This window comes from Streptomyces sp. NPDC002958, assembly GCF_055563255.1.
Window position 1 is genome coordinate 40,084 of sequence record NZ_JBVHDS010000008.1, and the last position, 11,905, is coordinate 51,988.

Sequence of the window (11,905 nt, forward strand, 5' to 3'; positions counted from 1 at the left end):
CCTCAATCCCTGAATGAAGGAGTCCACGTGGCATCCCGCGCCCTCGGAACCGCCGTGGTCCTCGCCATCACCGTGGCGACCGCTGTGATCACCTTCCCCACCGCCCAGGCATCGACGCCCACCCCCGCCGCGGCCTCGGCGTCCCCCGGGGCGGCCGTGCCCGCCCCGGCCCCGCGACGCGACGACTTCAACGGGGACGGCTACCCGGACCTGGCGTTCACCGCGCCCGATGCCACCGTCGGCGGCCAGGGCAAAGCCGGGTACGTGGGCGTGGTGTACGGCTCCAGGAGCGGTCTGCAGACCTCCACCAAGCAGGTCTTCACCCAGGACTCGCCCGGAATCCCGGACACCGCCGAGGCCGGTGACGCGTTCGCCGGCTCGACGGCCTCCGCGGACCTCGACAAGGACGGGTACAGCGACCTCGTGGTCGGTGCGGAGAACGAGAAGACCGACACGATCGGGTTCGCCGGTTCGCTCACCGTGATCTGGGGCGGCGAGCACGGACTGTCCGGTGGCGCGACCCTTCTGACCGGCAACGAGCTGTACGACGAGATCGGATCCGAGACCGCCGTCGGTGACTTCGACGGCGACGGTGCCACGGACGTCGTCACCCTCGGGAGGAGCGACACCCATATCCTGTCCGGCCCGTTCAAGCGCGACGGCAGCGCGGCCGCTCCCGTTAGGGAGATCCGCGACATGGATGATCTGCGCTACATGGACATCACCGCGGGCGACCTCGACGGCGACGGCCGCGACGACCTGGCCGGCGTGGTCCACGACGGCGACGAGTACGACGCCCGGCGCATCATCATCCGCAACGGCGGCGACACCGGCCTCGGTGAGGACTACACCGTCATCAATGGGGCCAACGGCTTCCGCCTCCAGGCCGGCGAGACCATCACGGCCGGCCAGGTCAACGGTGACAAGTACGCCGACCTCGTCGTGGGCCGCCCGGTCGCCGGCTACGACAGCGACGTGGACATACCCCTCGCCGAGGGCGGCATGATCACCTACGTCCCGGGCAGTGCCACCGGCCCACGGGGCGACCGGGCCAAGCTCTTCAACCAGGACAGCGCCGGTGTCCCGGGCGCCGCAGAATCGGACGACGGGTTCGGCGGCTCGGTGTCGATCGGCGACATGAACGGCGACGGCTACGGAGACATCTCCGTCGGCGTCCCCTACGAGGTCCTCGGCACGACGAAGAACGCGGGCTCGGTCCTGATCCTCCCCGGCACCGCCTCCGGCCCCACCGGGACCGGCACCCTGGGCTTCAACCAGGACACGGCGAACGTCCCCGGAGTGGCCGAGGCGAACGACGAATTCGGTGCCGCCGCCAAGCTGGTCGACACCAACCGCGACGGCCGCACCGAACTGGTCGTCGGCGCCCCCGGCGAGAACGCGCACGCGGGCTCCCTGTGGGTCTTCCCCACCACGGCCTCCGGCGTGACGGCCAAGGGCTCGTTCACATTCGGCCACGGGACGCTGGGCACGGTCGCGACGGCCGCGGGGCTGGGTTCGTCGTTCAACCGCTGACCCGGGCTGCCTGCCGCGCGCCACGAACACGCCCGGGGGCGGGGCGGGCCCTACCCCCCCGGGACTCGGGCAGCACGGATGTACCCGCCCGAGACCGACCCGGATCTCGTCGCGGAGGGGGTCCATGAGCGGGCCGGGCCGGAGCGTTGACCGTGGCTTCGGAAGTGCCACCGCGCATCCACGGTGGCCCCCCGAAAAACCGGTGACAGTCGGACAGCGCCGTACGCTCCCCACCGCGACCTGGGGCCGGTCCGGCGCTTACGTGTTCGCTACGCCGCCCTCGCTACGGTGCGGTGACCTGCAAAAAAGACCCTCCCGAGGGAGGGCCTGATGTCGTGCGAGCTGTGTGCCCCCGGCAGGACTCGAACCTGCGGCCAAGCGCTTAGAAGGCGCCTGCTCTATCCACTGAGCTACGGGGGCCGGATGGCGGCCTCGGCGGCCTGGAGCCCTGGGGCCGGGCCGGTCGGTGACCTGCCGGGACAAGGATAGGGCTCCGATCACCTCGACCCGGTTGCTTCACCCGCGTGGCACGATGTGGAGGTTCGGTGAAGCGAACCGATAATCGCAGGTCGGTGGGATTTGTGCATCGCTTTTGACGCCTCGCGCCCCGGGTGTTGTGCACTCGTTATGCCTGCGCCCTACTCATCCCCTCTGTCCTGAATCCATCCCGAGGGGAGAACCGGCGCGCAGAGGTGGCTATACGCTTCAAAAAGGCGCCAAAATTGGGCATTCTTCGCATGTGGTGACCTTGGATGTACGGCCTCAGCTCATCGACGCACTTACCGCCCTGCGCGACCGTGTCGCTGCCGTGCGTCTTCCACTCCCGCTGCCGGGGGCCGCACGCGCCCGCCAGACGCGGAGCGAGCTGCTCGCCCAGCTCGACGACTATCTGCTTCCCCGGCTCAGGGATCCTGAAGCACCCCTGCTCGCGGTTATCGGCGGGTCCACCGGGGCGGGGAAGTCGATGCTCGTCAATTCGCTGGTGGGGCGGCGGGTCAGTGAGGCCGGGGTGCTGCGGCCGACCACGCGGACGCCCGTGCTCGTCTGTCATCCGGATGATCACCACTGGTTCGCGGGGGTCCGCGTACTGCCGCAGCTGACCAGGGTCTGGCTGCCGCCTCAGGAGTCCGGGGATCGCGGTCGGTGCGACGACCTCGACGGGCTCGAAGGGGGCGAGGAGGAGGACGGGAGCGCGTTGCGCGTCGAGACCGCCGTCGGGCTGCCGCGCGGGCTCGCGCTGCTCGACGCGCCCGATATCGACTCGCTCGTGGTACGGAACCGGGTGCTGGCCGCCGAGCTGATCTGCGCCGCGGACGTATGGGTGATGGTGACCACGGCTTCCCGGTACGCGGACGCGGTGCCGTGGCATCTGCTGCGTACCGCCAAGGAGTACGACGCCTCGCTCGTCACCGTCCTCGATCGGGTGCCGCACCAGGTGATCGCCGAGGTATCGCGGCAGTACGGGGCGCTGCTCACCAAGGCGGGCCTCGGTGAGGTGCCGCGCTTCACCATTCCCGAGCTGCCCGAATCGGCCGGCGGCGGCAGCGGGCTGTTGCCCACCACCGCGGTCGCCCCGTTGCGGGCCTGGCTCACCCACCGCGCCCAGGACCCGGCGGCCCGTCAGCAGGCGGTCGGGCGTACCGCGGCCGGGGTCATCGACTCGCTGCATGTACGGATGCCCGCGCTGGCCGGTGCCGTCGCGGCGCAGTACGCGGCGGCCGTGCGGCTGACCGGCGTCGTCGAGGACGCGTACCGCACGGAAGGCGCCCGGGTCCGGCGGCGGTTGCGCAACGGCGGCGTGCTCGCAGGCGACGCCCGGACCAGGTGGCGCGGATACCCGCTGTACAGCACCTCCGAGGAACTCCTCGAAGCACTGGTGGAGAGTCTCGCCGCACTTCTGCAGTGCGCCGTGGCCGCCGCCGACGAACAGATCCGCACGACCTGGCAGTGCGAGCCCGCGGCCGGGGTGTTCGGCTTCGAGGGCGTCGGCCGGGAGGCCGGGGGATGGGGGCCCGCCGAGGACATCCGGGGGCGGATCGCCATGGCCGTACGGCGGTGGTGGCGGGTGCTGGAGGAACTGGCCGAGGAAGAGGTGCGCCGGCTCGAACGCAATGCCGCACCCGACGCCGAGACGGTGGCGGCGCTCCTGGCTGCCGCACTGCTCGGCGGTCGCCGTACCCGCGGCGCCGGGGAACAGCTCGCCGAACGGATCGGCGCCCAGGGCGCGCTGCGGCTGCGCGACAAGGGCGGCGCGCTGCTCACCAACTGCCTGGACCGGGTGCTGGACGGCGAGCGCGACCGTCGGCTCGCACCGCTCGACGCACTCGACGTGGCCCCGGAGCCGCAGGCCGAACTGATCGCCGCGCTGTCCGTACTGCAGAAGGAGAGGTGGCAGCGATGACTGCCGTCATTGACGAGGGGCCCGGCCGGGGCGAGAGTCCCGCTGCTCACGAGGACCGGAGCCAGGGCCACCGGAGCAGGGTCCGGACGCGCGACGGCGGGTGCGCAGGTGTGCTGGAGGCGAGCGGGGACTGGAACGACGGGCTCATCGCCCGGCGCGCGGCGGACAAGGCGGCAGATCCCGAGTCCGGGATCGCCCCGGACGACGACGTACGGCCGCCCCAGGTCGAGGCGTACGTACCGTCCGGCGGTCCGCTCCGGCCGCGGCTCGACGCGCTGCGCGAGCTCGTCGGGCTGTCCAGGGCCAGGCTCGACGGGGCCACCCTCGCCGAAGCGGGACGCGTGCTCGACGAAGCGGCAGCCCGTCGGCGGCTCTCCTCCCGGCACACCGTCGTCGCCATCGCCGGAGCGACCGGCAGCGGAAAATCGACCCTCTTCAACTCCCTCGCGGGCGTCCAGATCTCCGAGGCCGGGCTGCGCAGGCCGACCACCGCCTCCCCCATCGCCTGTTCCTGGACCGATGGTGCCGCCGGGCTGCTGGACCGGCTCGCCATTCCCGGACGGCTCAGACGCAGGCCGCAGCAGGGTGGTGCGGACGCCGACGAGGCGCTCCAGGGACTCGTCCTCGTCGACCTGCCCGACCACGACTCGGCGGCGGCCGGACACCGTCAGCAGGTCGACCGGGTGCTTGCGCTGGTCGATGCGGTGATCTGGGTCGTCGACCCGGAGAAGTACGCGGACGCGGCCCTGCACGAGCGCTATCTGAGGCCGCTCGCCGGGCACGCCGAGATCACTTTCGTCGTCCTCAACCAGATCGACCGGCTGCCCGGCGACGCCGCCGACCAGGTCCTGGACGATCTGCGCCGGCTGCTCGACGAGGACGGCATGGCGCTCGGCGAACACGGCGAACCGGGTGCCACCGTCATGTCCCTGTCCGCACTCACCGGTGAAGGCGTGGGTGAACTACGAGAGATGCTCGGCCGGTTGGTCCAGGAGCGCACGGCAGCGGCACGCAGACTCTCCGCAGATGTGGACGCCGCCGCGGCCAGGCTCCGCCCGGTGTACGTCGCCGAGGGGCGGCCCGGACTCGGCGAACGGCCCCGCGAGGAGTTCGCCGACCGGCTCGCGGAAGCCGTCGGAGCGGCCGCGGCGGGACAGGCGGCGGAGCGCGAGTGGCGCAGGAACGCCGGACGGGCGTGCGGTACACCATGGCTGCGGCTGTGGCGCTGGTACGAGTCCACCCGGCGGCCGGGAAGCCTGGAGTGCCCTGCACAGCCCGCACCCCCCGAGGAGCGGCTCACCGCCCGGCAACGCGTTGAACAGGCGGTACGAACCGTGGCGGGCGAGGCCGCCGACGGGCTGCCGGGCCCCTGGGCCCAGGCGGTCCGCGAGGCCGCGGTGAACGGCGCACAAGGGCTGCCGGAGGCGCTCGACGAGCTGGCTGAAAGGGTCGGCGCCGCGGACGGGCGTGGGCGGGTGGTGAACTGCTCCTCGGGCGACTCGGGGGGCGGCGCGCAGGGCGCGGGCGGTCTGGGCGGTTCGACGGTTGTGGCGACGGGGGTGGCCGGGGCCTCCGGTGTGGCGCACAGCGGTCGCGTGGGCGGGAAGCCGCCTCGGCCCAAGTGGTGGCCCGCCGCCGTGCTGGCACAGGCGTCGATGACGTTGCTTCAGGTCTTCGGCGGTCTCTGGCTGCTCGGCCAGATCGTCGGCGTACTCGAACCCGGATTCCTCACGCCCGCCCTGGTGATGCTGGCAGGGGTCATCGGCGGTCCGCTGGTGGAGTGGTCGTGCGCGGCCGCGGCACGGGGGCCCGCGCGACGGTACGGGCAGGAGGCCGAGCGGCAATTGCGCGAGGCCGCGGCGGCATGTGGGCGGGCGCGGGTGCTCGATCCGGTGGCGGCGGAACTCGTGCGGTATCGCGAGGTGCGGGAGAGGTACGTGGCGGTGACGGAGTTTTCCACAACGGTTCAGTAGTCCACAGGCGTCAGCAGGATTTCTGCCTTCCCTTCAACCTGGGATCAGTGACCGCGCGGGTGCGGTCGCTGGAGCCGAAGGCCGAAGGGGAGGCGGAGTCATGAATGACACCCTGGTGACACTGGTGGGCAACGCGGCGACGGGCGTGGAGTTCCGGGAGACCGCGACCGGCGGAATGGCGCGATTCCGGTTCGCGGTGACACCGCGCCGTTGGGATCGCGAGAAACAGTTCTGGACGGATGGACACACCAGTTTCTACACCGTGTGGGCCTGGCGGACTCTGGCGTCGAATCTGTCGGGTTCCGTCTCTGTCGGAGAACCACTGGTCGTGCACGGCAGGTTGAAGGTGCGCGAGGAGCAACGGGAGGGCGGGCGCAGGACGTTCGTGGACATCGAGGCGGTCGCGGTGGGACACGATCTGACACGGGGGACGGCCGCGTTCCGGAGGGTGATGAGGGGCGATCCGGGGTTGATGGCGCGCTCGGGGAGCGTGGACGGGATGGGGGACTCGGGCTGGGTGGGGGTCGCGGGCAGGCCAGGACGCTCGGGCGAATCGGAGGGGTCGGAGGGGTCGGAGGGGTCGGGTGGTGCGTACGAAGCGCCACGGGCCGATCGGGATGAGCAGGGTGAACGAGGTGAACGAGGTGAACGGGAGGAAGCGGGCGGTCGGAGTGAGCGGGGTGGGCGGCAGGTGAGCAAGCGGCCGACGGGGCGTCAGAAGCGCGGCCAGGAGCTTGCGTCGGTGCCGTGATCGGGCCGAAGCGAACCGAGCAGGAGCGGGGCGAACCGTGGCGGAACGAGGTGCGCGCAGGTGCGTTCAACCGTGCGCGGGCGATACCGGCGATAACGATTCCGATTCGGAATGGTTGTACGACGGTACGACGGGGGAATGTTCATCGCTTCATCTTTAGGATTCCCCAGTACTCACGGGGTACTTGAGTCGACTGGCGGGACAATCCCCACACGCGCATCAGGCGCGGAGGGTCTCGCCCGGAGGGGAATTCTGTGCTTTCTGCTTCTAAAGCAACCGATTCGTCGTCCACGGAGACAACCAATTCTCCACAGCGGCGGGGCATAGCCCGGCTGGCCGCTTCGGTGGTGGCATCCGGTCTGGTCATGGCAGGCGCCCTCGTCGGCGCGGGCGGTGCGGTCGCCGACGAGGCGCCGCAGCACCAAGGTGGCGCGGCCGCGGTCCTGGACGGGTTGAAGACCTACGACCGCGCCGTGCTCCACGTGAACGGCAAGAACGAGCAACTGCCCGCCGGGCTCTTCGAGATGACCGTCGACGGCGGTGGCAAGCTCAAGACGTACTGCATCGACATTCACAACCCCACCCAGGACCGGGCGAAGTACCTGGAGACCCCCTGGAACCAGACCTCGCTCGGCAGCAACAAGAACGCGGGCAAGATCCGTTGGATCCTGGAGCACTCCTACCCGCAGGTCGACGACCTCGCGGCGCTCGCCCAGCAGGCCGGCACCGGGCCGCTCACCGAGAAGACCGCGGCGGCGGGCACCCAGGTCGCCATCTGGCGCTACTCGGACAACGTCGATGTCGACGCGACCGACAGCCAGGCCGAAAAGCTCGCCGACTGGCTGGAGAAGAACGCCGCCGACCAGACCGAGCCCAAGGCGTCCCTCGCCCTGGACCCGGCCGCGGTCTCCGGCCGGTCCGGTGAGCGGCTCGGGCCGGTCACCGTCCGTACCAACGCCGGCCAGGTCTCCGTGACCCCGCCCGCCGACGTCGCCAGCGGTGTCAAGGTCACCGACAAGAGCGGCAAGCCCGTGACCGCCGCGGTCGACGGTGCCCAGCTCTACTTCGACGTACCGGCGGGCGCGGCCGACGGTTCCGCCTCGCTGTCCGTCCAGGCCACCACCTCGGTGCCGGTCGGCCGGGCCTTCGCCGGAGTGACCAAGAGCCAGACCATGATCCTGGCCGGCTCCAGCGAGTCCACGGTCTCCGCGACCGCCACCGCGACCTGGGCCGAGCAGGGCGCGATCCCGGCCGTCTCGGCGAAGAAGAACTGCGCCAAGGGCGGCGTGGACGTCACGGCGAGCAACAAGGGCGACGAGGCGTTCACCTTCGAGCTGGCCGGGGCGGAGCACACCGTCGAGGCGGGCAAGTCCGAGACCGTGACCGTCCCGGTCGCCGAGGACCAGGCGTACGACATCACGGTGACCGGCCCCGGTGGCTTCACCAAGACGTTCAAGGGCGTCCTGGACTGCAAGACCAGCGGCAGTGGCACCGGCGGCACCGGCACCGGCACTGACACCCAGACCGGCGGTGACAAGCCCGCCCCGGCCACGACCGGTGGCGGCTCGACCGGTGGCTCGGGTGACCTCGCCGAGACCGGTGGCTCCAGCGCCACTCCGGTCATCGCGGGCGTCGCGATCGCCTTCGTCGTCGTCGGCGGCGGCGCGTTGATCCTTCTCCGCAAGCGCAAGACGCAGTCCTCAGCACAGTGATCCCGCACCGTCGCCCCGTAGCTGAATCCCGGGAGTGACGAATCGAGGGCGGACTGCCGCGTCCGCCTGATGACGGCCCCGGTACGCCGACGCGTACCGGGGCCGTCGCATGCCGGAGACCGGCTCCCGGCACGCCCGGCAGGCCGGGACGGGCGTATCGCGGACCGCGCGGGCTTCCACCGCGTGGAGGCAGGCCGGTGGACGTCGCCCGGGGCAATGTCACGTCGACCGGCGCCTCGGATCGCGGATCGCGGAATGCGGTCGTGGAGCTCCAACTGGGCGAAAATAGAAGGCGGTTGAGGTGCCCTTGGGAAACTATGGGGCTTGGAAGCGGGCCACCGAACCTGGGGGCCGGACGTCCTGCGCGCATCGCCACGACGATGCCGGATGATGAGGGACATCTCAGTGAACCTTCGAAGAACCATCACCGTCCTGTTCGGCGCGGCACTGTCGGTTGTCATGCTTGTGTCGCCGGTCGGCGCGCAGACGACGCCGGCCGGAGCCTCGACCACCTATCAGATCAACGCGCGGCACGACGGCAGTCTCGTCGATACCGCGGTGGGCGCGCCGCCGCTCAGCCAGAAGTGGTCCCGCGACCTGGGCGGGAACGTCTCCTACCCCGTCGTGGCCGGCGGGCGCGTCTTCGCCACCGCTGCCTCGCCGGACGGGTACGGCACCATCCTCTACGCCATTGACGCGGCCACGGGCGAGAACGCCTGGGAGCCCGTTGACCTCGGTGGCACCTACTGGTGGTCCGCGCTCGCCTACGGGGGCGGCCGGCTCTACGCCCAGAACTACGACGGCGTGCTGACAGCGTTCGACCCGGACACCGGGACGGAGATCTGGACCACCACGCTGCCCGGTCAGTATTCCTTCACCTCACCGCCCACCTTCGCCGGCGGCGTGGTGTACACGGGCGGCGCCGGCTCGGGCGGCACCCTGTACGCGGTGGACGCTTCCAGCGGTGCGGTGCTCTGGACCCAGCCTGTCGCAAATGGGGACAACAGCTCGCCCGCCGTCACGGCCAACGGGGTCTACGTCTCATACGCCTGCGAGCAGACATACGCCTTCGACCCCAAGTCGGGCAACCCGATCTGGCGCCACCGGACGGACTGCTCCGGCGGCGGGGGCCGCACTCCTGTCATCGCCGACGGCGGTGTCTGGATCCGCGACGCTGCCGGGATGGCCCCCTCGGTCCTCAACGCCGCCGACGGGACGGTCCGCGGTACTTACGAGGCCACCGGCTGGTCGCCTGCACCGGCCTTCGACGGCCGCCAGGGCTACTTCGTCGACGACGGTGTCCTTCAGGAGCGACACAGCCGCACCCTGGCCACTCGCTGGAAGTTCGAGGGCGACGGCCAGATCAGCACGGCGCCGATCGTCGTCAACGGCTACGTCTACGTCGGCTCCCGAACCGGTCGGCTCTGGGCGCTCAACGGCGCCACCGGTCAGTCCGTCTGGTCCACGGACGTCGGCGCGCCGATCAACGAGCCCGACGAGCACAACGTGTCCGAGCCGCTGACCGGTCTCGGAGCGGGTGGCGGGCTCGTGGTGGTTCCGGCCACCCACCTGCTGGTCGCGTACGGGCAGTGAGCAGCGGGGGTGGTGGCCGGTCCCGGCGACCACCCCCTGGCCCCGGCCGCCGTTGAACGAGGTGAAGACCGGGCGACGCCCGCAGAGTGATCGTTCCTGGGCCGTGCGAGGGCGCACGTCAGCGATCGGCGGCGACGGTCAGTGACGGATCGGATAAGAGCAGGGACAGTGAAGGGGCAGGTCACGGGCCCCTGGCGAGACTGGTTTCCGTGGAGAGGTGGCCGTCAGGCAAGATGGGGTGTATCTGCCCACACATCGATAGCCGGACGGTTTCTCTTGGCTGAGTACATCTACACCATGCGCAAGACGCGCAAAGCGCACGGCGACAAGGTGATCCTCGATGACGTCACCCTGAACTTCCTGCCCGGCGCGAAGATCGGTGTCGTGGGCCCCAACGGCGCCGGTAAGTCCACGGTGCTGAAGATCATGGCGGGCCTGGAGCAGCCGTCCAACGGTGACGCGTTCCTCTCGCCCGGTTTCAGCGTCGGCATCCTCATGCAGGAACCGAAGCTCGACGAGGCGAAGACGGTTCTGGAGAACGTCCAGGACGGCGCCGCCGAGATCATGGGCAAGCTCAAGCGCTTCAACGAGGTCGCCGAGCTCATGGCGACCGACTACTCCGACGCGCTGATGGAGGAGATGGGCAAGCTCCAGGAGGACCTGGACCACGCCAATGCGTGGGACCTGGACGCCCAGCTGGAGCAGGCCATGGACGCCCTGGGCTGCCCGCCCGGCGACTGGCCGGTCGTCAACCTCTCCGGTGGCGAGAAGCGCCGTGTCGCGCTCTGCAAGCTGCTGATCGAGGCCCCCGACCTGCTGCTCCTCGACGAGCCCACCAACCACCTCGACGCCGAGTCGGTGAACTGGCTGGAGCAGCACCTCTCGAAGTACTCGGGCGCCGTGGTCGCGGTCACCCACGACCGCTACTTCCTGAACAACGTCGCCGAGTGGATCCTCGAGCTCGACCGCGGCCGTGCCCTGCCGTACGAGGGCAACTACTCCACGTACCTCGACAAGAAGGCCACCCGCCTCAAGGTCGAGGGCCGCAAGGACGAGAAGCGCGCCAAGCGGCTCAAGGAAGAGCTCGAGTGGGTCCGCTCCAACGCCAAGGGGCGGCAGACCAAGTCCAAGGCACGTCTCGCCCGTTACGAGGAGATGGCGGCCGAGGCGGACAAGATGCGGAAGCTGGACTTCGAGGAGATCCAGATTCCGCCGGGCCCGCGGCTCGGTTCCATCGTCGTCGAGGTCGAGAACCTCTCGAAGGCCTTCGGCGACAAGGTCCTCATCGACGACCTGTCGTTCACGCTGCCGCGCAACGGCATCGTCGGCGTCATCGGTCCGAACGGCGCGGGCAAGACCACGCTGTTCAAGATGCTCCAGGGCCTGGAGACCCCGGACACCGGCTCCATCAAGATCGGTGACACGGTCAAGATCTCCTACGTCGACCAGTCCCGCGCCAACATCGACCCGAAGAAGACCCTCTGGGCCGTCGTCTCGGACGAGCTGGACTACATCAACGTCGGCCAGGTCGAGATGCCCTCGCGGGCCTATGTCTCCGCGTTCGGCTTCAAGGGCCCGGACCAGCAGAAGCCGGCCGGTGTTCTCTCCGGTGGTGAGCGCAACCGCCTCAACCTGGCGCTGACGCTCAAGGAGGGCGGCAACCTGCTGCTCCTCGACGAGCCCACCAACGACCTCGACGTCGAGACCCTGTCCTCGCTGGAGAACGCCCTGCTGGAGTTCCCGGGCGCCGCTGTGGTCATCTCCCACGACCGCTGGTTCCTGGACCGCGTCGCCACGCACATCCTGGCGTACGAGGGCGAATCCAAGTGGTACTGGTTCGAGGGCAACTTCGAGTCGTACGAGAAGAACAAGGTCGACCGCCTCGGTGCGGACGCGGCCCGCCCGCACCGTGCCACGTACAAGAAGCTCACGCGAGGCTGAT

The 11,905-nt window shown here is 70.3% G+C and carries 7 protein-coding genes and 1 tRNA gene; 7 read left to right on the forward strand and 1 reads right to left on the reverse strand.

Going from position 1 to position 11,905, the window contains the following annotated elements:
• Positions 1–27 precede the first annotated feature (27 nt).
• Entirely contained in the window at positions 28–1,533 is a 1,506-nt protein-coding gene (locus ACZ3IC_RS16515) for an FG-GAP repeat protein (protein WP_467416782.1), read from the forward strand.
• 347 nt (positions 1,534–1,880) lie between these two features.
• On the opposite strand, the gene ACZ3IC_RS16520 is transcribed toward ACZ3IC_RS16515, so the two are convergent.
• Positions 1,881–1,953 (reverse strand) — tRNA-Arg (locus ACZ3IC_RS16520).
• Positions 1,954–2,281: 328 nt separating this feature from the next.
• Between ACZ3IC_RS16520 and ACZ3IC_RS16525 the strand changes: the two genes are divergently transcribed.
• The 6 genes from ACZ3IC_RS16525 to ettA all read left to right on the forward strand — a co-directional run bounded on the left by ACZ3IC_RS16525 (position 2,282) and on the right by ettA (position 11,904).
• The gene (locus ACZ3IC_RS16525) at positions 2,282–3,934 is read left to right on the forward strand and encodes an ATP-binding protein (RefSeq protein ID WP_467417189.1); all 1,653 of its coding nucleotides are present in this window, start codon (positions 2,282–2,284) and stop codon (positions 3,932–3,934) included.
• The gene (locus ACZ3IC_RS16530) at positions 3,931–5,907 is read left to right on the forward strand and encodes a GTPase (protein ID WP_467416785.1); all 1,977 of its coding nucleotides are present in this window, start codon (positions 3,931–3,933) and stop codon (positions 5,905–5,907) included. Before ACZ3IC_RS16525 ends, ACZ3IC_RS16530 begins: the two co-directional genes overlap by 4 nt.
• Before the next feature lie 100 nt (positions 5,908–6,007).
• Positions 6,008–6,658 carry a single-stranded DNA-binding protein gene (locus ACZ3IC_RS16535; protein WP_467416787.1) on the forward strand — a complete coding sequence of 217 codons (651 nt, stop codon included), beginning with the start codon at positions 6,008–6,010 and terminating at the stop codon, positions 6,656–6,658.
• Between the two features lie 254 nt (positions 6,659–6,912).
• Positions 6,913–8,370, forward strand: a complete 1,458-nt coding sequence (locus ACZ3IC_RS16540) for a Cys-Gln thioester bond-forming surface protein (RefSeq protein WP_467416789.1) — start codon at positions 6,913–6,915, stop codon at positions 8,368–8,370.
• A gap of 405 nt (positions 8,371–8,775) precedes the next feature.
• Positions 8,776–9,963 (forward strand): outer membrane protein assembly factor BamB family protein, encoded by a 1,188-nt coding sequence (locus ACZ3IC_RS16545; protein WP_467416791.1) that lies wholly within the window; start codon positions 8,776–8,778, stop codon positions 9,961–9,963.
• 276 nt (positions 9,964–10,239) lie between these two features.
• Complete coding sequence (gene ettA, locus ACZ3IC_RS16550; RefSeq protein ID WP_467416793.1) at positions 10,240–11,904, forward strand: energy-dependent translational throttle protein EttA; 1,665 nt, start codon at positions 10,240–10,242, stop codon at positions 11,902–11,904.
• The last annotated feature ends 1 nt before the right edge of the window (position 11,905 follow it).